The organism is Microbacterium martis, from assembly GCF_047246685.1.
Classification (GTDB): Bacteria; Actinomycetota; Actinomycetes; order Actinomycetales; family Microbacteriaceae; genus Microbacterium.
The window spans coordinates 89,275-111,404 of sequence record NZ_JBFOKT010000003.1 but is presented as its reverse complement, the minus strand read 5'-3'; the positions used below and the strand labels follow the sequence as shown (position 1 = coordinate 111,404).

Genomic DNA, 22,130 nt, shown 5'->3' with positions numbered 1-22,130 from the left:
CGACGAAGTGTCGGTGGCACGCCGTAGGCTGTTCTGGTGACCACAGCCCTCTACCGCCGCTACCGGCCCGAGGCGTTCGGCGAGATGATCGGGCAGTCCCAGGTGACCGACCCGCTCATGACCGCCCTGCGCGGCGACCGGGTCGGGCACGCGTATCTGTTCTCCGGTCCGCGCGGGTGCGGCAAGACGACATCGGCACGCATCCTGGCACGCTGCCTGAACTGCGCCGAGGGGCCGACCGACGTGCCGTGCGGCACGTGCCCCAGCTGCGTCGAGCTCTCGCGCGCGGGGGGCGGTTCGCTCGACGTCGTCGAGATCGACGCGGCGAGCCACAACGGCGTCGACGACGCCCGCGACCTCCGCGAGCGGGCGACGTTCGCGCCGAGCCGCGACCGGTACAAGATCTTCATCCTCGACGAGGCGCACATGGTCACCCCGCAGGGCTTCAACGCCCTGCTGAAGCTCGTCGAAGAGCCGCCCGAGCACGTCAAGTTCATCTTCGCCACCACCGAGCCCGAGAAGGTGCTCGGCACGATCCGCTCGCGCACCCACCACTATCCGTTCCGGCTCGTCCCGCCCGCGGCCATGCTCGAATACGTCGCGAAGCTGTGCGCCGAAGAGGGCGTGATCGTCGAGCAGGGCGTGCTTCCGCTGGTGGTGCGCGCCGGCGGCGGATCGCCACGAGACACGCTCTCGCTCCTCGATCAGCTGATCGCGGGCTCCGACGCCCCGGCCGGCTCCGAGACCGTCACCGTGGGCTACGCGCGGGCCGTCGCCCTCCTCGGCTACACGCACGCCGCGCTCCTCGACGAGATCGTCGACGCGCTCGCCGCGAGCGACGCCGCGGCGGCCTTCCCCGCTGTCGACAGGGTCGTGCAGACCGGCCAGGACCCGCGTCGGTTCGTCGACGACCTGCTCGAGCGCCTGCGCGACCTCATCGTCATCGCCGCGGTCGGCCCTGGGGCGTCCGCCGTGCTGCGCGGCGTCGCCGAAGACGACCTCGAGCGCATGCGCGGCCAGGCTGCCGCGTTCGGCGCGGCGCGGCTCTCGCGCACCGCCGACATCGTCAGCGCCGCGCTCGACGACATGACCGGTGCCACGTCGCCGCGACTGCACCTCGAGCTGATGGTGGCGCGCGTGCTCGCCGGGGGAACGGATGCCGCGGCACCGGCCGCCGCTCCGGCCGCGTCCGCGTCGGCAGCGCCCGCAACGGCGTCGGCACCGTCGACGGTCGCGTCGGACGTGGCGCAGAAGGCCTCGTCGACGTCGACACCCGACCGGGCTCCCGCGGCCGCGTCCGTTCCGGTTCCGGTGTCCGATTCCGGTCCCGAACCGGCCCCGGCATCCGCGCCCGCCCCGGCGTCCGATTCCGGACCGGCATCCGCGCCCGAGCAGGCCCCGGCTTCCGCGCCGATCGAATCCGCAGCCCCCGCGGGGCCCGTCACGTTCGAACGCATCACCGCCGCGTGGCCTGCCGTGCTGACGCGTCTCGAGGGCATCAGCCGCACCTCGTGGCTGCTCGCCACCGCTGTGCAGCCGCTCGCCTACGTGTCCGACACCGAGGTGCTGACCCTCGGGTTCACCAGCCAGCACGACGTCGCCAAGTTCAAGGGCACCACGCCCGGCTCGGGACCCTCCGACCATCTCCGCACCGCGATCGAGCAGGAGCTCGGCGTGCGCGTGAAGTACGTGCCGGCGCCGATGCCCTCAGGGGGAGCGCCGCGGCAGCCCGCGGCATCCGCCCCGGCCGCACCGTCCGGTTCCGCACCCGTATCGGAGCCTGCGTCAGCGGGCTCCTCACGCCCGCAGGTCCGTGCCGCATCGGCGCCCGCCGTCACGGAGTGGGCGGTCGCAGCGATTCCCACCACCGAAGAGCCGGCGCCCGCACAACAGGCACCCGCGTCTCCGCTTCCCGTCGACGACGAGCCCGAGGAGGTCGAGGCGGCGGCCTCCGCACCGACTCCGCCGACCGACGGCGCCGTCGACAGCGACGAGCCGCCCCTGCCCGGCGACGACGAGGCTCCGTCATACGACGACGAGCCCCCCTACGACCCCGCGTATGAGCCGGCCACCGGGTACGGCCGCCCCGATCCCCGGCAGGCGGGGCCGCAGACCTCGCGATCGGTCGCGACCGCGACTCCGACGACGATTGCTTCGACGACGACCGCCGCTCCGACGGCGACCGCCGCTCCGACGGCGACCGCGGCTGGGTCGACGGCCGACCTCGGGGGCGCTCCCGCGGCGACGCGCGCCCCGTCGAATCCTCCGGTGGTCACCGAACGTTCGCCCTCGGTCGGGGGAGTGCAGCGCTACGGTGAGGCCGTGATCCGCCAGGTGCTCGGAGCGACGTTCGTGCGCGAAGAGCCCTACGAGCCCCCGACGAGGTTCTCCTGATGTACGACGGCATCGTCCAGGAGCTGATCGACGAGTTCGGTCGGCTCCCCGGCATCGGGCCCAAGTCGGCCCAGCGCATCGCATTCCACATCCTCCAGACTCCGACGTTCGACGTCGCCCGTCTGTCCGAGCTGCTGACCGAGATCCGTGTGCGCGTGCGGTTCTGCGAGATCTGCGGCAACGTCGCCGAGCAGGAGCGATGCGCCATCTGCCGCGACCCGCGGCGCAGCCAGGCCCTCATCTGCGTGGTCGAAGACGCGAAAGACGTCGCGGCGATCGAGCGCACGCGCGAGTTCCGCGGGCTCTACCACGTGCTCGGCGGCGTGATCAGCCCGATCGCAGGCATCGGACCCGACGACCTGCGCATCGCACAGCTGATGTCGCGGCTCGCCGACGGCACCGTGCAGGAAGTCATCCTCGCGACGAACCCGAACCTCGAGGGCGAGGCGACGGCGAGCTATCTCAGCCGGCTGCTCACCAGCATGCAGATCACCGTGTCGCGTCTGGCCTCCGGTCTACCGGTGGGAGGCGATCTCGAGTACGCCGACGAGGTGACGCTCGGCCGAGCGTTCGAGGGTCGGCGCGTCCTGTGACCGCGCAGGGGGGCTTCTCCCGGCGCGGCTGGCTGCTGTTCGCGGCGATGGCCGTGCTGTGGGGCGTGCCCTACCTCTTCATCAGCATCGCCGTCGAGTCGTTGTCGCCGCCGTCGATCGTGGCCGGCCGCACCCTCCTCGCGGCACTCCTGCTGCTTCCCTTCGCGATCCGCGGTGGGGCGCTGCGCGCCGCCCTGCGGCACTGGCCCTGGGTGCTCGCGTTCGGGCTGGTCGAGATGGCGGGGCCGTTCGTGCTCCTCGGTCACGCCGAGATGACGCTCCCGTCGGGCATGACCGGGCTGCTCGTGGCGACCGTGCCCCTGTTCGCGGCGCTGATCGCACTCGGCGGGGGCGATCGCGGCGTTCTCCGTCCGGCGCGAGGACTCGGTCTGCTCGTCGGATTCGTCGGCGTCGCGATCGTGGTCGCGGGTCCGGGTCTGCTCGGGGGAGAGGTCGATCTGCTGGCCGCCGGCGAGGTGCTGCTCGTCGCGGTGCTCTACTCCATCGCGCCGTTCATCGTGGCGCGCAAGCTCGCCGACGTCCCGTCGATCGGAACCATCACCCTGTCGCTCCTGATGGTCGGCATCATCTACCTGCCGCTCGCCGCTCTCACCCAGCACCAGATCCCCACCCTCCCGTCGATCGCGGCGCTGCTGGTGCTCGCCGTCGTCTGCACGGCGGTCGCGTTCCTGGCGTTCTTCGCCCTCATCCGCGAGGTCGGGCCGGTGCGTGCTCCGCTCTTCACCTACGTCAACCCGGTCGTCGCGATCGTCCTCGGTGCGATCGTGCTCGCCGAGCCCCTCACCCCGGGACTCCTCATCGGGTTCCCGCTCATCATCGCCGGATGCTGGTTCGCCGCGACCGGCGGACGACTGCGGCCGCCGGCATCCACCCCGTCCGAACTCGTCCCCACCGCCCATCCGCCCACTCCCTGACCAGGGTGGCCCGTCACATGCGCGGAGCGGTATACGACGCGATCGTAGAATGAGCGGTGGGCGGATCCGCCCGACACCCCCGGGAGTGAACGTGGCCCTCATCGTGCAGAAGTACGGCGGCTCGTCCGTCGCCGACGCAGAGAGCATCAAGCGCGTCGCCAAGCGCATCGTCGACACACGGCGTGCCGGTCACGACGTCGTCGTCGCCGTGAGCGCCATGGGCGACACCACCGACGAGCTGCTCGATCTCGCCAACGAGGTGGCGCCCATCCCCGCGCCGCGCGAGCTCGACATGCTGCTCTCGAGCGGGGAGCGCATCTCCATGGCGCTGCTGGCCATGGCGATCCACTCCATGGGCTTCGAGGCGCGGTCGTTCACCGGCAGCCAGGCGGGCATGATCACCGACTCGCAGCACGGTGCCGCACGCATCGTCGACGTGACCCCGGTGCGCCTGCGCGAGGCGCTCGACGAGGGCGCGATCGTCATCGTCGCCGGCTTCCAGGGCTTCAACCGCGACACCCGCGACATCACGACCCTGGGCCGCGGCGGATCCGACACGACCGCCGTCGCTCTCGCCGCCGCGCTCGGCGCCGACGTCTGCGAGATCTACAGCGACGTCGACGGAATCTTCACGGCCGACCCGCGGGTGATCCCGAAGGCGCAGAAGCTCGACCACGTCTCCACCGAAGAGATGCTCGAACTCGCCGCCAACGGCGCCAAGGTGCTCTACATCCGCGCCGTCGAATACGCACGCCGCCACGGCGTGCTCATCCACGCCCGGTCGACGTTCTCGTCGGCCGAGGGCACGTACGTTCTGGGCGAGGGCATGAAGAACCCTCGCGAAGCCGAGGGAGCAGTCATGGAAGAACCGATCGTCGCCGGTGTCGCCACCGACTTCAGCCATGCCAAGATCACCGTCGCCGGCGTGCCCGACGTGCCCGGCAAGGCGGCCGAGATCTTCAAGATCGTCGCGAGGTCGGGCGCGAACGTCGACATGATCGTGCAGAACGTCTCCGCGACCGGACGCACCGACATCTCGTTCACCGTTCCCAAGGCGGATGCCGCGGCGGCACTCAAGGCCCTCGCCGCCGCGCAGGGCGACGTCGGTTTCCAGAACCTCGTGCACGACGACCAGATCGGCAAGCTCTCGGTGGTCGGCGCCGGCATGCGCACCCACTCGGGTGTCTCGGCGACGCTGTTCGAGGCGCTCTCGGCCGGGGGCATCAACATCGAGATGATCTCGACGTCGGAGATCCGCATCTCCGTGGTGCTGCGCGGCGACGACCTCGCCGAGGCGGCGCGCACCGTGCACACGGCCTACGGCCTCGACGGAGAAGCCGAGGCCACGGTCCACGCGGGCACCGGCCGCTGACGGCATCCGTCCTTCCGGCCCTCGCCTGTCCCGATCCGCTCACGCTGTCCCGATCCGCTCACGAATCCGCCCCGCGCGACCGCAGATCGGAACGCCGCCCGCAGATCGGGACATCCGCCGACCGGCATCCGCCGAGCGCGGTAGACTCACCCGAACCCTGACACCGGCGCCAGGCGAGGCATCCGCATCCCGACGCCACGCCTGACGCCTCGAACGCAGCACGCTTGACGCCGAGGAAACCCATGACCCGCATCTCCGACTCAGGACTCTCCGTCGCCATCGTCGGCGCCACCGGCCAGGTGGGCACCGTGATGCGCGAGATTCTCGCCGAGCGGTCGTTCCCGATCGGCGAGCTCCGACTGTTCTCGTCGTCGCGCTCGGCCGGCACGGCGATCGAGTTCGGCGGCGCGACCGTCGTCGTCGAAGACGTGGAGACGGCGGATGCCGCGGGCATCGACATCGCGCTCTTCTCGGCCGGCGCGACCGCGAGCCGCGCTTACGCACCGCGTTTCGCCGAGGCCGGAGCCGTGGTCGTCGACAACTCGAGCGCCTGGCGGATGGACCCCGAGGTGCCCCTCGTGGTCAGCGAGGTCAATCCGCACGCCATCGACGATCGCCCCAAGGGCATCATCGCCAACCCGAACTGCACCACGATGGCCGCGATGCCGGTGCTCAAGGCGCTCGACGCCGAGGCGGGCCTCGAGCGGCTCATCGTCTCGACCTACCAGGCCGTGTCGGGCTCCGGGCTCGCCGGCGCCCACGAGCTGCTCGGTCAGGTCGAGGGCGTCCTCGCGCAGGGCGACACCCTGCGCCTGGTGCACGACGGCTCGGCGGTCGACTTCCCGCAGCCGGAGAAGTACGTCGCCCCGATCGCCTTCGATGTGATCCCCTTCGCGGGCAACCTCGTCGACGACGGGCAGAACGAGACCGACGAGGAGAAGAAGCTTCGCAACGAGAGCCGCAAGATCCTCGAGCTGCCCGACCTGCGCGTCGCGGGCACGTGCGTGCGCGTGCCGGTGTTCACCGGGCACTCGCTGTCGATCCACGCCGAGTTCGCTCGCGAGCTCACGCCCGAGCGAGCCGCCGAGGTCCTGGCCGAGGCGCCGGGGGTCGTGCTCGAAGAGGTTCCCACCCCGCTCCAGGCGGCCGGCAAGGACCCGAGCTTCGTGGGTCGCATCCGCGCCGATCAGTCGGCGCCCGAGGGCCGGGGGATCGTGCTGTTCATCAGCAACGACAACCTGCGCAAGGGTGCCGCTCTGAACGCCGTGCAGATCGCCGAAGTGCTCGCCGAGCGTCTCTCGCCGGTGCGCTGAACCGGGCCGTCCGCACGGTCGGGAGGGTCGTCGCAGCGAACTAGACTGGTCGGGTGACTGATAACGTCGATGTCGTCCTGATCGGCGGTGGCATCATGAGCGCCACCCTGGGTACGCTGCTGCACGAGCTGCAGCCGGACTGGAAGATCATGGCGTTCGAGCGACTCTCGGACGTCGCCCAGGAGAGCTCGAACCCCTGGAACAACGCCGGCACCGGCCACGCCGCGCTGTGCGAGCTGAACTACATGCCGCAGCAGGGCGACGCCCCGCTCGACCCCGCCAAGGCGGTCTCGATCAACGAGCAGTTCCAGCAGAGCCGTCAGTTCTGGTCGTCGCTGGTGCAGCGGGGAGTGCTCGACGCCCCGTCGACGTTCATCAACGCCACCCCGCACATGACGTTCGTGCGCGGTGAGAAGGATGTCGCCTACCTCAAGAACCGTTACGAGGTGCTCAAGGATCAGCCGCTCTTCGCGGGCATCGAGTACAGCGAGGACTCCCGCGTCATCAACACGTGGGCGCCGTTGCTCATGCAGAAGCGCCGCAAGGGCGAACCGTTCGCCGCCACTCGCGTGCCCGCGGGAACCGACGTCGACTTCGGTGCGTTGACGCACCAGCTCTTCGACCACCTGACCGATTCCGGCGTCGTGCTGCGCACGAACCACGAGGTCCGCAGCCTGAAGAAGCAGAAGGACGGACGCTGGCTGGTCAAGTTCCGCACCACGATCGGGCGCACGCCCAACGAGGTGAAGGCCCGGTTCGTCTTCGTCGGCGCGGGAGGATGGGCGCTCAAGCTGCTGCAGAAGTCGGGCATTCCCGAGATCAAGGGCTACGGAGTCTTCCCGATCGGCGGACAGTTCCTCAAGACCACCAACCCGAAGATCGTGGCGCAGCACAAGGCGAAGGTCTATTCGCAGGCGTCGGTCGGAGCGCCGCCCATGTCGGTGCCGCATCTCGACACCCGGGTCGTCGCGGGCGAGGCGTCGCTGATGTTCGGGCCGTTCGCCACTTTCAGTCCGAAATTCCTCAAGAACGGCTCGATGCTCGACATCGTCACGCAGGTGCGTCCGCACAACCTACTGCCGATGCTCCAGGTGGCGGTCAAGAACCCCGACCTGATCACGTATCTGATCGGCGAGCTGCTGAAGAACCACGCCAAGAAGGTCGACAGCCTGCGCACCTTCATGCCCACCGCGAAAGACGAGGACTGGACCCTCATCGACGCGGGGCAGCGCGCGCAGGTGATGAAGAAAGACCCCGAGAAGGGTGGCATCCTGCAGTTCGGCACCGAGGTGGTGTCGTCGGCCGACGGTTCGATCGCGGGTCTTCTCGGTGCGTCGCCCGGTGCCTCCACCGCCGTGCCGATCATGCTCCAGCTGCTCAAGACGTGCTTCCCCGACGAGTACACCGGGTGGGAGTCGCAGCTCCGCGAGCTCATCCCCACGTTCGGGGAGAAGCTCAACCAAGATCCGGCTCTCGCCGAGGAATCGACGGCGGCCACCGCCACCGCCCTCGGCATCAGCGCCTGAGCTCAGCCCCGTGGCGAAGCTCTACTTCCGCTTCGGAGCGATGAACTCGGGCAAATCGACCGCGCTTCTGCAGGCCGCCTACAACTACGAGGAGCGCGGGCAGCGGGTCCTGCTGGCGAAGCCGGCGATCGACACGAAGGGCGCGTCCGAGATCGCCAGCCGCCTCGGCGTCACGCGTGAGGTCGACTTCCTCATCGAGCACGACGATGACGCGCGCGCGCTGTTCGCCGAGCATCGCGAGCGGATCCGTCGGGCGGTCGACGACGAGCTGATCCCCGCCGGGCCGGTCGACGTCGCCTGCCTGCTCATCGACGAGGCGCAGTTCCTCACTCCGGCGCAGGTCGACGATCTCTTCCGCATCGCGATCGACGACGGCATCCCCGTGATGGCCTACGGGATCCGCAACGACTTCCTCACCCATGCCTTTCCCGGGTCGGCCCGGCTGCTGGCGATCTCGCATTCCCTCGAAGAGCTCAAGACGATCTGCCGCTGCGGGCGCAAGGCGGTCTTCAACGGCCGCGTGATCGGCGGACGCTTCGTATTCGACGGCGACCAGGTGGCCATCGACGAGGGCGCCGACGGGGCTGCGGCACCCGAGCTGACGACCTACGAGTCCCTCTGCGGGACGTGCTATCTGCAGGAGTCCGGCGGGCGCCTCGGCTGATCCCGCCCGGCCGGGCGATCGGGCTCCCGACACGGCGGTTGTGTGGTCCGACCACACCCGGTAGTGTGGTCAGACCACATGCGACCCGTGCCGGTGGCCGACTCGAGGAGGACGGATGCACGACGCGCAGCCCGCCCGCGCCTGGCGGCTCGTCCTCGAGCGCATCGAGAACGACCTATCCGTGGGGCGCCTGGGACCGGGGAACCGGTTGCCCTCCGAGCGCGACCTCGCGTCCGACCTCGGCGTCGGACGCTCGAGCGTCCGCGAAGCGTTCCGCGTGCTCGAGGTGATGGGGCTCATCCGCACGGCGACGGGCTCCGGACCGCAGTCCGGCGCGATCGTGATCGCCACGCCCACGGGAGGCATGTCGGCTCTGCTGCGCCTGCAGGTGGCGGCGCAGGGGTTCCCGCTTGACGATGTGGTGCAGACGCGCCTCGTGCTGGAGGATTCGGTCGTCGAGGCGATCGCCTCGTCCGCGGACCGCGACACCGGCGAGGCGCACCGGCTCCTCGACGCGATGGACGCGACCGGGCTCACATCCGACGAGTTCCTCGCGCTCGACGCCCAGCTCCACCTCGCTCTCGCGGAGGCGAGCGGCAACGCGGTCATCGCCGCGATGATGGCCGGTCTCCGATCGTCGATCGAGTCGTACGTGCAGGCGGGGGCCGCGCGCATCGCCGACTGGCCGGCCATGTCGGCACGGCTGCGGGCGGAGCACCGGGCGCTGGTCGCCGCCATCGACGAGGGTGAACCGGATGCCGCGCGCGCACTCGTCCGCTCTCACATCACCGGCTACTACACCGCGGCCGGGCTCACCCGCGGCCCCGCCGTCCGTCCACCGACACCCGTCGACCCCGAGAACTGAGAGAGACATCATGGTCCAGCGCCAGTTGCCGAAGCCCGTCGAACTGCTCGAGCTCATGCAGTTCAAGAAGCCCGAACTCGACGGACGCAAGCGCCGCCTCGATGCCGCCCTCACGATCGACGACCTGCGCCGCATCGCCCAGCGGCGCACCCCCAAGGCCGCCTTCGACTACACCGACGGCGCCGCGGAGGGCGAGCTGTCGCTCCAGCGCGCACGGCAGGCGTTCCAGGATGTCGAGTTCCATCCCGGCATCCTGCGCCCTGCGCCCACGGTCGACACGCGCGTCGACATCCTGGGCGGGCCGGCCGCGCTGCCCTTCGGCATCGCGCCCACGGGCTTCACGCGTCTGATGCAGACCGAGGGCGAGGTCGCCGGTGCCGGCGCCGCGGCCGCCGCGGGAATCCCCTTCACGCTCTCGACGCTCGGCACCACGTCGATCGAGGGCGTCAAGGCGGCCACCCTCCGCGAGTCGCACGGGACGATCCCTGGGCGGAACTGGTTCCAGCTCTACGTCATGCGCGACCGGGAGATCTCGTACGAACTCACCCGGCGAGCCGCAGCAGCGGGCTTCGACACCTTGCAGTTCACCGTCGACACGCCGGTCGCCGGCGCACGACTGCGCGACAAGCGCAACGGGTTCAGCATCCCGCCGCAGCTGACGCTGGGAACGATCCTCAACGCGATTCCGCGCCCGTGGTGGTGGTTCGACTTCCTGACCACGACCAAGCTCGAGTTCGCGTCGTTGAGCGCGACGGGCGGCACTGTCGGCGAGCTGCTCGATGCGGCCATGGACCCCACGATCAGCTACGACGATCTGGCGGTGATCCGCGACCTGTGGCCCGGCAAGATCGTGATCAAGGGCGTGCAGAACGTCGAGGACTCGGTGCGTCTGCGCGACGAGGGCGTCGACGGCATCGTGCTCTCCAACCACGGCGGGCGTCAGCTCGACCGCGCCCCCATCCCGTTCCACCTGCTGCCCGAGGTGCGCAAGGCCGTCGGAGACGACTTCACGGTCATGGTCGACACGGGCATCATGAACGGCGCCGACATCGTCGCCTCCGTCGCGCTCGGTGCCGACTTCACGCTCATCGGCCGCGCCTACCTCTACGGGCTGATGGCCGGGGGCCGGCAGGGCGTGGACCGCGCGATCGCGATCCTGCGGGGCGAGATCGAGCGGACCATGCGTCTGCTCGGCGTCGCGTCGCTGGCCGAGCTCGAGCCCGCGCACGTCACGCAGCTCACCCGGCTGGTGCCGGTGTCGCGGACAGTCGGCGAGTCGGTCGCGCGCTGAGCCCCCGCCGTGGCCGCCCCGCTCAGAGCGTGGGCAGCAGCCTCTCGAGACGGTCGGCGGTGTCCTCCCAGCCGTCGACGGCCACCGACGGCACACCGAGCGCGAGCACGGGGTAGTCGTTCCCGCCCTCGTCGAGGCGATCGCCGAAGAAGAGCATGTCGGTGAGGGCGATGCCGGTGTGCTCGGAGAGCTGGAGCATGCCGAACGCCTTGTCGATGCCCGCTTCGGTGATGTCGATCGACGTCGATCCGCCCGAGCGCACCTCGAGTCCGGGCAGCCGGGCGCTGACGGCGTCGCGGAGCGCGCCGCGCTTGGCCCCGGTGGGATCCCACTCGTGCTTCGCCTCACGCGGAGCCAGCTGACCCAGGGCCGAGAAGGTGATCTGCGAGCCTCGATCCTCGAGGATCTCCCCCCACGGCTGGGGCTCCCACAGTCCCAGCCGCTCCGCCTCTTCGCGCAGCGCCGCCAGCGCCGCCCGCTTCTGCTCGTCGCTCAGGTCGTGGGCGTAGACGGCCGTGAAGTCGGCGCCGTCGTGCCGCAGGTACCGGGTGCCACAGGTCGGCAGGAGGTGCAGTCGCGCGAGGTCGCCGGCATCCGTCTCGCCGAGCCGGGCGATGACCTGAGAGCGGAACTGCGCTTCGGTTCCACCCGAGATGATCGCCACGTCGACCGCGCGCAGCAGAGAGCGCAACAGGTCGGCGATGCGCGGGTCGATCAGCCCCTTGGAGGGCGCGAGCGTGTCGTCGAGATCGAAGGCGACGAGGGCGGGAGCGGTCATGAGGCCTCCGGCGTAGGAGCGGGATGGGGGATGCGCGGTCGCGCGAAGAGCAGAGTGCAGAGCACGGCGAGGAGCACGCCGCCGGTCGCCCCGATCGAGTTCGCGATCACGTCGCTCACGGTCGCCGCACGGTGGGGGAGCATGAGCTTCTGCGTCGACTCGACGCCGAGCGAGAGGAGCGGCCCGACGAGAAGTGCGAGCAGACCGATCCGGCGGGGGAGGAGCACGAAGGCCAGCGCCCCGACCGGCACGAACACCAGGACGTTGGCCATGACCTCGACCCGGTCGAAATCGAGCGAGGTCCATCCGAGCCGGCGGATCGCGGCGAGGGTCAGATCGACGATGCTCGGCATGGCGCTCTCGACGCGTGAGGGCGTCAGAGTGAGGAGCCCCAGACCGACGAGGAACGGGATGCCGAGGGCAGCTGCCCAGGCGCGGGTGAGACGGCGCGGCGGGGGGAGCAGAGAGCCCATGAGTCCCTTTCGTGCGATCCCTGTGCAGAGAAGGCCGCCCCTCGGGGCGGCCTTCCGGTGTCACTGGTCGGGGTGACAGGATTTGAACCTGCGACCTCTTCGTCCCGAACGAAGCGCGCTACCAAGCTGCGCCACACCCCGTTTTGCAACCCTCCGAGTCTACAGGGAAAAGCGCCCTGCGCCGAATCGGGGCGCGATCAGACCCGCGCCGTCAGGGTGAGCAGCGTCGCCTCCGGTCGACAGGCGAATCGCACCGGTGCATAGATCGAGTGCCCGCACCCGGCGCTGACGTTCAAGGGCACCGAGCGATCCGCGTGCGACCAGGTGCTGAGCCCCCGCGCTTGCGACAGCGGGATGTCGCAGTTGGCGACCAGAGCGCCGTATCCGGGCAACCGGACCTGACCGCCGTGCGTGTGACCGCCGAAGACAGCATCCGCGCCGAAGTCGACGAATCCGTCGAGCACCCGTCGATACGGTGCGTGCGTCACGCCGATGCGCGCTGCACCGGCATCCGGGGTTCCGAGATCGTCGATGGCCGACGGGAGGAGGTCGAGACGATCCCAGTCGCGATGCGCGTCGTCGACCCCGAAGAAGTCGACGGTGCCGCCGGCGATCTCGAGGCGGGCGGCGGTGTTGTCGAGGTCGACCCAGCCGAGCTCCTCGGTGAAGTACCGGTCCATGGCTGCGGTGTCGAGCAGCTCGGGCTCGCGGTTCTTCTTCGACGGTCCGAGGAAGTAGCGCAGCGGGTTGCGCGGAGAGGGGCCGGTCACGTCGTTCGAGCCGTGCACGAAGACGCCCGGGATGCCCTCGAACGCATCGAACGCGCGTCGGATGCCCTCGAGCCCGTCGCGGTGACCGAGGTTGTCGCCCGTGTTGACGATGAGGTCGGGGTTCAGCCCGGCCAGCGACGCCAGCCAGTCCTGCTTGCGGTGCTGCCAGGGCGCCATGTGCACATCAGAGATGTGCAGGACCCTGAGCGGCGCCGAGCCCGGGGGCAGAGCGGATGCCGTCGCCTCGCGCACCGTGAAGAGATAGCGCTCGATGCCGATGCCCCACACCGCGGTGGCGACACCCGCGGCCCCCACCGCGCCGAGCGCGGTGAGGGCCGGGTGGACGGATGGGCGCGGCCTCATCCGCATGTCACGGTGACCGCGGTGGCCTTGCTGGCCGCGGTCCCCGGCGCAGGGCTGGATGATGTGACGGTCGCCGTCGGCGGGTTGCACGAATTGTCGATCGTGTACTTCGTGAACCCGGCGGACGTCAGCGCTGCTGCGGCCTGCGCTCGTGACATGCCGACGAGCCCGGCGGGAACGGTCGTGCCCAGCCCGTTGCTCGTCGCGACGGTGATGGTCGAGCCGGCGAGGGCCTGTCCGACGGGGTCCTGCGCGGCGACGAGTCCCGCGGGGATCGAGCTGTCGAGTGCACCGCCGAGAGAGAACGTGAAGCCGGCGCTCTCGATGGCCGCCCTGGCGTCGTCGGGCGTCATTCCCACGACGTCGGGGATGTCGGTCATCACGACCTTCGTGAGGTTCTTGTCGGGTTCGGGGAAGGCGTCGCCGCCGTACGCGGCGTTCGCCGCGGCCTGGGCCGTCTCCGCCAGCGGATAGCGCAGCTCGTTGAGCGCGCGACCGTTGTACCGCTGCCGATAGATGTTCTCCTGGCCCTGCGAACGGCCGACCCAGACCGCGGTCGCGACCTTCGTGCTCGACTCGATCATCATCGTGCCGTACGTGTTGTGCGTTCCGGTCTTGCCGATCAGTGGGGTGCCGTCGTTCGGGTTGGCCACCGCTCCGGTGCCACCGCTGCGCATCACGCCCTGGAGCGCGTAGGCGGCGGTCGCGGCGACCTCGGGGCTGATGACGCCCGCGGTGCACGAGGACTTGGGGAGCTCGCGGTCCTTGCCGTCCGGGCCGATCACGCGGTCGATCGCCTTCGGCGTGCAGTACGTGCCGCCGCTCGCGACGGTCGCGTAGGCGTTGGCCATCGCGAGGGGGGAGATGTTCTTCGACCCGAGGACGTTGAAGGGAACGTTGTCCTCGTAGGTCTTCTCGCCGGTGGCGAGCGTGACACCCATGCGGTCGGCGACCTTGTTGATGTCGCAGAGATCGAGCTTCGACGCCATGGCGAAGAACCCGCTGTTCAGAGACTGCGCGGTGAAGTTCATCACCGTGCCGGTGTAGCCGCCCTGGTTGTTGAAGTTGCCGATCTCCTTGGTGTTGGCGGTCATGGTGCCGCCACCGCACGCCGCCGCGGTGAACTTCATGTTGGTGGAGAGCGCACCGTTGACGCGCTCGTTCACCGAGTGCCCCTTCTCGAGCCAGTCGATCAGGGTGAACAGCTTGTACGTCGATCCGACCGGGAACCCGACCGAGTCACCGTTCTTCTTGTCGCCCGCGAACACGAGCGACGTGTAGGCCGGATCGTCGGTGATCGTCTCGCTGAAGAGCGTGTTCTGCGTCAGCGAGAGGATGCGCCCCGTGCCGACCTCGATCGAGGTGCCGGCGGCGCCGAAATACGATCCGTAGACCGCCGGGACGATCTCGGCCATCTTCTGCGCGGCAGGCTCCTGGATGCGGTAGTCCAAGGTGGTGAAGATCTTCAGTCCGCCGCGGCGGAGAAGGTCGCGGCGGTCCTGCAGCGTGGCGCCGAAGGCCTCGTCGTTCTCGACGATCGACTTCACGTACTGGCAGAAGTACGCGTTGGTTCCCGCCGCAGCGCACCCCTGCGTCGGCGGATTGATCAGCGGTTCGATGACGGAGGCGTCGGCCTCGTCGAACTGCGCCTGCGTGATCTTTCCGTCGTCGAGCATGCGGGTCAGCACGTAGTGCCGACGGTCCTTCGTGAGCGAGTAGCCGTCGTCGACGGAGTTCAGCGCCACGCCGTCGGCGTTCGTGATCGTGCCCTGCGGCTTGTCGATGCGGAACGTGTTCGGGTTCTGCACGATGCCCGCGAGCGTCGCCGCCTGCGCCACCGTCAGGTTCAGCGCGGTCGTGGAGAAGTAGTAGTTGGCCGCGGCCTCGATGCCGTAGACCGTTCCGCCGAAGTTCGCGATGTTCAGATAGCCCAGCAGGATGTCGTTCTTCGAGAAGTCCTTCTCGATCTGGATCGCATAGCGCATCTCCTGCAGCTTGCGCTCGATGCCCTTCGTCCCGACCGCGTTCGTGGCATCCTGCCAGCACTGCTGCAGCTCTTCGGAGTAGGTCTCGGAGGTCGTGTCGACCTCCTGCTCGCACTGCTGGATCAGCACGTTCTTGACGAACTGCTGGCTGATCGTCGACGCGCCGCGGCTGGAGGTGCCGCGCACGTTGTCGACCAGTGCCTTCACCGTGGCGCCCACGTTCACGCCGCCGTGGCTGAAGAAGTTCTTGTCCTCACTGGAGAGGATCGCATCGTAGAGGACGGGGGAGACCTGCTCGAAGGTCACCGGCACGCGGTTCTGCTCGAAGAACGAGGCGAGTTCGACCGGGGTGCCGTCGGGCGTGGTCGCATAGATCGTCGACTGCTCCATGGGCGTGCCGGGGTTGAGGTTCTCCGGCAGCTGGTCGAACAGGGTGAGCGCCTGCGCGCCGGCGACACCGGTCATCGCGAGGACGGGAGTGACGCTGGCGGTCACGAGAAGACCGGCGACAGCGCTCAGACCGACGAGCCCGACGAGACCGCCGAGCACGCCTCTCACGGTGCGATTCTTTTTGGGCATACGCTTGATCGTAGGGGAGTTCCCTGAATACCGCCTTTGACGAGCCCGCACATCGCCGCCGCGGTCATCGACTCGAATCGGCGGGCGCGACGCCGAATCGACAGGAGTGCCATGACCACGTGGGAATACCTCACCACGCCGCTGCTCATCCACAACACCGCCGCCATCCTCAACAACTGGGGCAAGCAGGGGTGGGAGCTCGTCCAGGTCGTCACCGGGCCCGAGGGCGGCCTCGTCGCCTATCTGAAGCGCCCGGTCACGGCAGACTCGTCGGCCAACGCGGGACTCGCGGCCGCGGAGCAGGCCGCTCGCCAGTTCGACGGAGGGGCGGCATGAGCGTCTCGACCAGACTCGCCGAGCTCGGCATCGAGCTTCCCGCCGTCGCCGCTCCGGTCGCCGCCTATGTGCCGGCCGTCGTCCACGGTGGCCTCGTCTACACCTCGGGACAGCTCCCGTTCACCGCGGGCGCCCTGCCGGCGACCGGCAAGCTCGGTGCCGAGGTCGCCGCGGATGACGCCACCCGCTATGCGCGCACCTGCGCCCTGAACGCGCTCGCGGCGGCCGCGGATGCCGCCGGCGGCGTCGACCGGCTCGCCGGGGTGCTGCGGGTGGGTGGCTTCGTCGCATCCGTTCCGGAGTTCACGGGCCAGCCCGGCGTCATCAACGGCGCCAGTGAAGTGCTGGGTGACATCTTCGGGGATGCCGGACGCCACGCGCGCGCCGCGGTGGGCGTTCCGGTCCTGCCGCTCGACAGCCCGGTCGAGGTCGAGGTCACCTTCATCCTCGCCTGAGCTCCGCGCGACGCCGCGCCGCGTTCCGCCGAGACCCCCGCTTAGCGCCGAGACCCCCCGCTACTGACGTCCGCAGCGGGGGGTCTCGACGCGGAGCGGGGGTCTCGGCATCCGCATCAGCGCCGGCTACTTCACCTGCGCCGAGATGATGCTCATCACCGCGGTGTCGGCCAGCGTGGTGGTGTCACCCACCTCGCGGCCCTCGGCGACGTCGCGCAGCAGGCGCCGCATGATCTTGCCCGAGCGTGTCTTCGGCAGCTCGCCCACGATGTAGACGTCGCGAGGGCGCGCGATGGCGCCGATCTGCTCGCCGACCCAGAGGCGCAGCTGCTGCGCGAGCCCGGCCGGATCGTGCCCCGCGAGGTAGCTCTCCTTGATGATCACGAAGGCCACCACGGCCTGCCCCGTGGTCTCGTCGGATGCTCCGACGACCGCTGCCTCGGCGGTGGCCTCGTGCGCCACGAGCGACGACTCGATCTCGGCGGTGGAGAGACGGTGGCCGGAGACGTTCATGACGTCGTCGACGCGGCCCAGCAGCCAGAGGTCGCCGTCGTCGTCGAGGCGGGCGCCGTCACCGGCGAAGTAGTAGCCCTGCTGCTCGAACTTCTCCCAGTACGTCTCGCGGAACCGCTCCGGATCGCCCCAGATGCCGCGCAGCATGCTCGGCCAGGGCTCGGTCACGACGAGCAGTCCGCCGCTGCCGTTGCCGACCTCGACGCCCTGCTCGTCGACCACGTCGATCGAGATGCCGGGCAGCGGGACCTGCGCCGATCCGGGCTTCGTCTCGGTGACGCCCGGGAGGGCCGAGACCATGATCGCCCCGGTCTCGGTCTGCCACCAGGTGTCGACGATCGGCGTCTTGCCGGCTCCGATGACCTCGCGGTACCACATCCACGCCTCCGGGTTGATGGGCTCGCCCACCGACCCCAGCAGGCGCAGAGAGGAGAGGTCGAACTTCGCCGGGATGCTGCGGCCGATCTTCATGAACGACCGGATGGCGGTCGGCGCCGTGTAGAAGATCGAGACCCCGTACTTCTCGATGATCTCCCACCAGCGGCCGGGGTGCGGTGCGTCGGGAGTGCCCTCGTAGAGCACCTGGGTCGCGCCGTTGGCGAGCGGCCCGTAGGTCACGTACGAGTGCCCGGTCACCCACCCGATGTCGGCCGTGCACCAGTACACGTCGGTCTCGGGCTTGAGGTCGAACACGTACTTGTGCGAATACGCCGCCTGAGTGAGGTAACCGCCCGACGTATGCAGGATGCCCTTCGGCTTCCCCGTCGTCCCGGAGGTGTAGAGGATGAAGAGCGGGTTCTCGGCGGGGAAGGCCTCGGCGGTGTGGTCCGCGGATGCCGCGGGCACGGCGTCGTGCCACCAGACGTCGCGACCGTCGACCCAGTCGACCTCGTTGCCGCCGCGCAGCACGACGAGAACGCGTTCGACCGTCTGCTGCTCTCCCTCGCCGCGGTCGCCCAGCGCCTGGTCGACGGCCGGCTTGAGGGCCGAGACCTTGCCCTTGCGGTAGCCGCCGTCGGCCGTGATGACGACCTTCGCGCCGGCGTCGTCGATGCGGGCCCGGAGGCTGTCGGCGCTGAAGCCGCCGAACACCACGGAGTGGATGGCGCCGAGTCGCGCAACGGCGAGCATCGAGGCGATGGCCTCGGGGATCATCGGCAGATAGATGGCCACGCGGTCGCCGTGTCCGACGCCGAAGCCGGCGAGGACGTTGGCGACCCGCTTCACCTCGTCGGTGAGTTCCGCATAGCTGATGCTGCGGGAATCACCGGGCTCGCCCTCCCAGTGCAGGGCGATGCGGTCGCCGTTCCCGGCCTCGACGTGGCGGTCGAGGCAGTTGTAGGCGACGTTCAGCTCGCCGTCGTCGAACCACTTGGCGAACGGAGGGTTCGACCAGTCGAGCACGTTCGTGAACGGAGTATGCCAGTGCAGCAGCTCGCGGGACTGCTCGGCCCAGAACCCCTCCCGGTCGGCCGCGGCTCGCTCGTAGAGCTCGGGCGACGAGACGGATCCTGCGGCGAACTCCTCGGACGGAGGGAACTTGCGGGTCTCGTCGAGAAGGTGGTCGATCTGGCTGCTCATCGCAGACGCTCCTTTGCGGCATCACGGTCATGCGGGCACGGTCGCGACGCGGAGGCGCCACCGTGACAGGGCGAATCTATCTCCGGCATCCGACACCGCATACCGCCGAAAGTCGGTAGTGCGGCCGGTTTTGTGCGACCGGTCGCTTTGCGTACACTCGACGACAGCCGAATTCTGATTCCGGCCTTGGCGCGCCCGCATCCCCCGATCGTGGCCCGCCGTGGGCGGCACCTCATTCCCCCCGTGAGGTGCCGCCTTTTCCATGGGAGCGCTCTCCGCTGCCTGATCGGATGCCGGTCGCCATCGGATGCGGTCGGCATCGGGTGCTCCTCCACTGCCCGTGGATGCCGGAGCTTGTTCACAGGCACCGGTCGCATCCCGCCGGAAGCGGCGTCGGCGGGGCGGCTCCGCAATAGCGTCGCGACGTGCCCGATTCCTTCGTCATCCAGCCCCGCTCCGCGGCGCCGACCGACCCGGCCCTCGCCTCGGGCGCCGCCCTGCGCCTCGATCCCGCCTTCGGTCCGCTCGCGGAGCACTGCGTCGACGACGCGGTGACCGACGTCTTCGTCAACGGGGCCGCCGGACTCTTCGTCGATCGCGGGAGCGGGGCCGAGCCCGTGCCGACCTGGAGCGCCTCCGAGCGGGAGGTGCGCGACCTCGCCGTGGCGCTCGTCGGCCTGGGCGGGCGCCATCTCGACGATCAGGCACCGTGCGTCGACGTGCGGCTCGACACCGGCATCCGTGTGCACGCGGTCCTGGCGCCGGTGTCGGCGACCGGCACCGCGCTCTCGATCCGCATCCCCAGGATCCGGGCCGCCGACCTCGACGCCCTCGGCGCGCTCGGGGCGTTCGACGCACGTCAGCAGAGCTGGCTGCATCGGCTCGTCGCCGATCGCGCCAACATCCTCATCACCGGCGGCACCGGCACGGGGAAGACCACTCTGCTCTCCGCCCTGCTGTCCGAGGTGTCGCCCGCCGAGCGCATCGTCACCATCGAAGACGTCGCCGAACTGCGGCCGCGGCACCCCCACCATGTGGCCCTCGAGGCGCGGCAGGCGAATCTCGAGGGAGCGGGCGGCATCAGCCTCGCCCGACTCGTGCGCGAGTCGCTGCGCATGAGACCCGACCGCCTGGTGGTCGGCGAGTGCCGGGGCGAAGAGGTGCGCGAACTGCTGACGGCGCTCAACACCGGGCACGACGGCGGCGCCGGTACACTGCACGCCAGCGGTCTGAGAGACGTTCCCGCTCGGCTCGAAGCGCTGGGAGCGCTCGCCGGGATGGATGCGACGGCGCTGGCACGTCAGGCCGTCAGTGCGTTCTCGACGGTGCTGCACCTCGAGCGGACGCCCGACGGCGTCCGGCGGATCTCCCGAACGGGCACCTTCGTCCTGACGGGCGACCGTCTCGACGTCGAGGAGGTGACCCCGTGGTGATCCCCTGGCCGCGACGAGAAACGGCCGATCCCGATAGAACAGCGGATGCCGCGACCTCGGTGCAGACGCTCGCCGTGCTGCTGCAGGCGGGTGCGAGGCCGGTCGTCGCCTGGCGGCACCTCGCCGACAGCGGAGATCGGCACGCCGAGGCCGTCGTCGCGCGCATCGAATCGGGCGTGCCGCTGATCGAGGCCATCGAGGTCGAGGGGGGAGCCTGGGCCGACCTCGCGGCCGCGTGGGAAGTCGCGACCGTCGTCGGTGCGCCCCTCGCGGAGGTGCTCCGGACGATCGCCGAGACCCTGCGCGACGCGGAGTCCGCGGCAGACGACGTGCGCGTCGCTCTGGCGGAACCGGCCGGCACGGCGCGGCTGCTGCTGTGGATGCCGTTCGCCGGTCTGCTGCTCGGGTTCGCTCTGGGTTTCGACACGCTCGGAGTGATCGTCGGGAACCCCCTCGGCGCCGTCGCCGTGGTGCTCGGCCTGCTCCTCGTGCTCGCTGCGCGACTGTGGACGCGCCGGCTGCTGCGCGACGCGCAGCCTGCGCCCGGCACACCGGGAATGCGCGCCGAGCTGGTCGCGGTGGCGCTGTCCGGCGGGGCGTCGATCGACAGGGCCCTGCGGCTCGTGGCCGAGAGCTCGGCGTCGGGAGCCGGCGACGACGAGCGCATTCATGCCGTGCTCGACCTCTCTCGCGCTGCCGGTGTGCCCGCCGGAGAACTCCTCCGTGCGTCCGCCGCGCAGGACCGGCACGCCTCGCGGGTGCACGGACGGCTTCGCGCCGCGAAGCTCTCCACGCGGCTGCTGATCCCCCTCGGCGTGTGCACGCTGCCCGCCTTCCTCCTCCTGGGCGTCGCTCCACTGCTGCTCAGCGTGCTGTCCTCCACACCCGTGCCCCTCTGACCGCAGAAACACCCCCGACAGAAACACCTGAGAGAAAGAAGGAACACCATGAACGCCATCCCCCGACTCGACCGTCGCCGCGCGGCATCGCTGTTCGGCGACGAATCCGGAGCCGCGACCGCCGAGTACGCCATCACGACGATGGCCGCCGTCGCCTTCGCCGGACTGCTGGTCGTCATCATGCGGTCCGACGAGGTCCGCGGCATCCTCACCGATCTCGTCCGCCGCGCCCTGACGGTCGCATGATGCGCGCCCTGCGGGTCGCTCGAGGCTCTCCCGTTCGAGGCCGCGACCGCGGCTCGGTCTCCGCCGAACTCGCCCTCGCTCTCCCCGCGGTCGTGCTCGTGATGCTTCTCGGCGCCGGTGTGCTCGGCGCCGCATCGAGACACGTCGCCCTGCAGGACGCCGCGGCGGATGCGGCTCGCCTGCTCGGGCGCGGCGAAGGGGCGGATGCGGCGCACCGTGTCGTCGGTGCAGCCGTCCGCGGGGCCGCGGTCTCGTCGTCGCACTCCGGCGACCTCGTCTGCGTCACCGCCTCGCTCGACCTGTCGATCGGCGCCCTGGTGCGGGTGCCGGTGCGGGCATCGAGCTGCGCGCTCGACGGTGGCCGCTGATGGCGGGCTCGGCTTTGGGAGCGGGGCTGGTGGGCGTCGTCGCCGCGCTGGCGCTCGGCTTCACCGTCGTCGGCGGAGCCGCGGTCACGGCTCAGCGGTCGGCGGGCGCGGCCGATGCCGCCGCGCTCGCCGCGGCCGATGCCGCCAGCGGCGCCGTGGTCGCGGTCGAACCGCCCTGCGCACTGGCGGCCCGGGTGGCACAGGCCGCCGGCGCCGCGCTTCTCGACTGCACGCTGGAAGGCTTCGTGGCGACGGTGCGGGTGCAGGCGGCGTACGCTGGACTCGCTGCCGTCTCCCGCGCCCGCGCCGGGCCACCCGAGGGATGATGACGGCGGCACGACCTCGCTCACTGTGAACGACCCCTCACAGTGGTGTGTATGGTGTGCTTCGAAGAAAGG

The 22,130-nt window shown here is 70.2% G+C and carries 21 protein-coding genes and 1 tRNA gene; 16 read left to right on the top strand and 6 right to left on the bottom strand.

Annotated features, from left to right (window positions below):
- The first annotated feature begins 36 nt into the window (after positions 1-36).
- The 9 genes from AB3M90_RS14120 to AB3M90_RS14080 all read left to right on the top strand — a co-directional run bounded on the left by AB3M90_RS14120 (position 37) and on the right by AB3M90_RS14080 (position 10,953).
- The gene (locus AB3M90_RS14120) at positions 37-2,394 is read left to right on the top strand and encodes a DNA polymerase III subunit gamma and tau (RefSeq protein ID WP_412953003.1); all 2,358 of its coding nucleotides are present in this window, start codon (positions 37-39) and stop codon (positions 2,392-2,394) included.
- The gene (gene recR / locus AB3M90_RS14115; protein ID WP_412953001.1) at positions 2,394-2,987 is read left to right on the top strand and encodes a recombination mediator RecR; all 594 of its coding nucleotides are present in this window, start codon (positions 2,394-2,396) and stop codon (positions 2,985-2,987) included. The genes AB3M90_RS14120 and recR overlap by 1 nt, the downstream gene beginning before the upstream one ends.
- Complete coding sequence (locus AB3M90_RS14110) at positions 2,984-3,922, top strand: DMT family transporter (protein WP_412952998.1); 939 nt, start codon at positions 2,984-2,986, stop codon at positions 3,920-3,922. Before recR ends, AB3M90_RS14110 begins: the two co-directional genes overlap by 4 nt.
- 91 nt (positions 3,923-4,013) lie before the next feature.
- Complete coding sequence (locus AB3M90_RS14105) at positions 4,014-5,294, top strand: aspartate kinase (protein WP_412952996.1); 1,281 nt, start codon at positions 4,014-4,016, stop codon at positions 5,292-5,294.
- A gap of 242 nt (positions 5,295-5,536) precedes the next feature.
- Positions 5,537-6,607, top strand: a complete 1,071-nt coding sequence (locus AB3M90_RS14100; protein ID WP_412952994.1) for an aspartate-semialdehyde dehydrogenase — start codon at positions 5,537-5,539, stop codon at positions 6,605-6,607.
- Between the two features lie 95 nt (positions 6,608-6,702).
- On the top strand, positions 6,703-8,133 hold the full coding sequence (gene mqo / locus AB3M90_RS14095) for a malate dehydrogenase (quinone) (protein WP_412953372.1): 1,431 nt from the start codon (positions 6,703-6,705) through the stop codon (positions 8,131-8,133).
- Positions 8,134-8,143: 10 nt separating this feature from the next.
- A complete protein-coding gene (locus tag AB3M90_RS14090; protein ID WP_412952992.1) occupies positions 8,144-8,797 on the top strand; it encodes a thymidine kinase in 654 nt (217 codons plus the stop codon).
- A gap of 115 nt (positions 8,798-8,912) precedes the next feature.
- Positions 8,913-9,662, top strand: a complete 750-nt coding sequence (locus AB3M90_RS14085; protein ID WP_412952990.1) for a FadR/GntR family transcriptional regulator — start codon at positions 8,913-8,915, stop codon at positions 9,660-9,662.
- Between the two features lie 10 nt (positions 9,663-9,672).
- Positions 9,673-10,953, top strand: a complete 1,281-nt coding sequence (locus AB3M90_RS14080; protein ID WP_412952988.1) for an alpha-hydroxy acid oxidase — start codon at positions 9,673-9,675, stop codon at positions 10,951-10,953.
- 22 nt (positions 10,954-10,975) lie between these two features.
- Here AB3M90_RS14080 and AB3M90_RS14075 read toward each other — a convergent pair whose 3' ends face one another.
- The 5 genes from AB3M90_RS14075 to AB3M90_RS14055 all read right to left on the bottom strand — a co-directional run bounded on the left by AB3M90_RS14075 (position 10,976) and on the right by AB3M90_RS14055 (position 15,901).
- Positions 10,976-11,731: an HAD-IIB family hydrolase gene (locus AB3M90_RS14075; RefSeq protein WP_412952985.1), complete on the bottom strand. Its 756-nt coding sequence runs from the start codon at positions 11,729-11,731 to the stop codon at positions 10,976-10,978.
- Positions 11,728-12,204, bottom strand: a complete 477-nt coding sequence (locus tag AB3M90_RS14070; protein WP_412952983.1) for a VanZ family protein — start codon at positions 12,202-12,204, stop codon at positions 11,728-11,730. Before AB3M90_RS14070 ends, AB3M90_RS14075 begins: the two co-directional genes overlap by 4 nt.
- A 64-nt stretch (positions 12,205-12,268) precedes the next feature.
- Positions 12,269-12,345: transfer RNA gene (locus tag AB3M90_RS14065), tRNA-Pro, on the bottom strand.
- Positions 12,346-12,401: 56 nt separating this feature from the next.
- Positions 12,402-13,337 (bottom strand): metallophosphoesterase, encoded by a 936-nt coding sequence (locus AB3M90_RS14060; protein WP_412952980.1) that lies wholly within the window; start codon positions 13,335-13,337, stop codon positions 12,402-12,404.
- The gene (locus tag AB3M90_RS14055) at positions 13,334-15,901 is read right to left on the bottom strand and encodes a transglycosylase domain-containing protein (protein WP_412952977.1); all 2,568 of its coding nucleotides are present in this window, start codon (positions 15,899-15,901) and stop codon (positions 13,334-13,336) included. Before AB3M90_RS14055 ends, AB3M90_RS14060 begins: the two co-directional genes overlap by 4 nt.
- A 111-nt stretch (positions 15,902-16,012) precedes the next feature.
- Here AB3M90_RS14055 and sp36 point away from each other — a divergent pair, with 111 nt between their 5' ends.
- Both sp36 and AB3M90_RS14045 read left to right on the top strand, forming a co-directional pair.
- Complete coding sequence (sp36, locus tag AB3M90_RS14050) at positions 16,013-16,237, top strand: Sp36 family protein (protein ID WP_412952974.1); 225 nt, start codon at positions 16,013-16,015, stop codon at positions 16,235-16,237.
- Positions 16,234-16,692 carry a RidA family protein gene (locus AB3M90_RS14045; RefSeq protein WP_412952971.1) on the top strand — a complete coding sequence of 153 codons (459 nt, stop codon included), beginning with the start codon at positions 16,234-16,236 and terminating at the stop codon, positions 16,690-16,692. Before sp36 ends, AB3M90_RS14045 begins: the two co-directional genes overlap by 4 nt.
- Before the next feature lie 126 nt (positions 16,693-16,818).
- Here the strand turns inward: AB3M90_RS14045 and acs are convergent, their stop codons facing one another.
- The gene (acs, locus tag AB3M90_RS14040; RefSeq protein ID WP_412952969.1) at positions 16,819-18,786 is read right to left on the bottom strand and encodes an acetate--CoA ligase; all 1,968 of its coding nucleotides are present in this window, start codon (positions 18,784-18,786) and stop codon (positions 16,819-16,821) included.
- A 425-nt stretch (positions 18,787-19,211) separates the two neighbouring features.
- On the opposite strand from acs, the gene AB3M90_RS14035 reads away from it, so the two are divergent.
- The 5 genes from AB3M90_RS14035 to AB3M90_RS14015 are packed head-to-tail and all read left to right on the top strand — an operon-like array spanning position 19,212 to position 22,058.
- A complete protein-coding gene (locus AB3M90_RS14035) occupies positions 19,212-20,219 on the top strand; it encodes a TadA family conjugal transfer-associated ATPase (protein WP_412952965.1) in 1,008 nt (335 codons plus the stop codon).
- Positions 20,213-21,118 carry a type II secretion system F family protein gene (locus tag AB3M90_RS14030; protein ID WP_412952963.1) on the top strand — a complete coding sequence of 302 codons (906 nt, stop codon included), beginning with the start codon at positions 20,213-20,215 and terminating at the stop codon, positions 21,116-21,118. The genes AB3M90_RS14035 and AB3M90_RS14030 overlap by 7 nt, the downstream gene beginning before the upstream one ends.
- A 48-nt stretch (positions 21,119-21,166) precedes the next feature.
- A complete protein-coding gene (locus AB3M90_RS14025) occupies positions 21,167-21,364 on the top strand; it encodes a DUF4244 domain-containing protein (RefSeq protein WP_412952961.1) in 198 nt (65 codons plus the stop codon).
- The gene (locus tag AB3M90_RS14020) at positions 21,364-21,732 is read left to right on the top strand and encodes a TadE family type IV pilus minor pilin (protein ID WP_412952958.1); all 369 of its coding nucleotides are present in this window, start codon (positions 21,364-21,366) and stop codon (positions 21,730-21,732) included. Before AB3M90_RS14025 ends, AB3M90_RS14020 begins: the two co-directional genes overlap by 1 nt.
- A complete protein-coding gene (locus tag AB3M90_RS14015; protein ID WP_412952956.1) occupies positions 21,732-22,058 on the top strand; it encodes a helicase in 327 nt (108 codons plus the stop codon). Before AB3M90_RS14020 ends, AB3M90_RS14015 begins: the two co-directional genes overlap by 1 nt.
- Positions 22,059-22,130 lie beyond the last annotated feature (72 nt).

Bases quoted from the DNA above. Each gene is read 5' to 3' on its own strand.
- sp36 (WP_412952974.1), top strand. From the start codon at position 16,013: ATGACCACGTGGGAATACCTCACCACGCCGCTGCTCATCCACAACACC.
- AB3M90_RS14080 (WP_412952988.1), top strand. From the start codon at position 9,673: ATGGTCCAGCGCCAGTTGCCGAAGCCCGTCGAACTGCTCGAGCTCATG.
- AB3M90_RS14075 (WP_412952985.1), bottom strand. From the start codon at position 11,731: ATGACCGCTCCCGCCCTCGTCGCCTTCGATCTCGACGACACGCTCGCG.
- AB3M90_RS14025 (WP_412952961.1), top strand. From the start codon at position 21,167: ATGAACGCCATCCCCCGACTCGACCGTCGCCGCGCGGCATCGCTGTTC.
- AB3M90_RS14070 (WP_412952983.1), bottom strand. From the start codon at position 12,204: ATGGGCTCTCTGCTCCCCCCGCCGCGCCGTCTCACCCGCGCCTGGGCA.
- AB3M90_RS14045 (WP_412952971.1), top strand. From the start codon at position 16,234: ATGAGCGTCTCGACCAGACTCGCCGAGCTCGGCATCGAGCTTCCCGCC.
- AB3M90_RS14100 (WP_412952994.1), top strand. From the start codon at position 5,537: ATGACCCGCATCTCCGACTCAGGACTCTCCGTCGCCATCGTCGGCGCC.
- AB3M90_RS14015 (WP_412952956.1), top strand. From the start codon at position 21,732: ATGGCGGGCTCGGCTTTGGGAGCGGGGCTGGTGGGCGTCGTCGCCGCG.
- mqo (WP_412953372.1), top strand. From the start codon at position 6,703: ATGAGCGCCACCCTGGGTACGCTGCTGCACGAGCTGCAGCCGGACTGG.
- AB3M90_RS14060 (WP_412952980.1), bottom strand. From the start codon at position 13,337: ATGAGGCCGCGCCCATCCGTCCACCCGGCCCTCACCGCGCTCGGCGCG.
- recR (WP_412953001.1), top strand. From the start codon at position 2,394: ATGTACGACGGCATCGTCCAGGAGCTGATCGACGAGTTCGGTCGGCTC.
- acs (WP_412952969.1), bottom strand. From the start codon at position 18,786: ATGAGCAGCCAGATCGACCACCTTCTCGACGAGACCCGCAAGTTCCCT.
- AB3M90_RS14020 (WP_412952958.1), top strand. From the start codon at position 21,364: ATGCGCGCCCTGCGGGTCGCTCGAGGCTCTCCCGTTCGAGGCCGCGAC.
- AB3M90_RS14055 (WP_412952977.1), bottom strand. From the start codon at position 15,901: ATGCCCAAAAAGAATCGCACCGTGAGAGGCGTGCTCGGCGGTCTCGTC.
- AB3M90_RS14085 (WP_412952990.1), top strand. From the start codon at position 8,913: ATGCACGACGCGCAGCCCGCCCGCGCCTGGCGGCTCGTCCTCGAGCGC.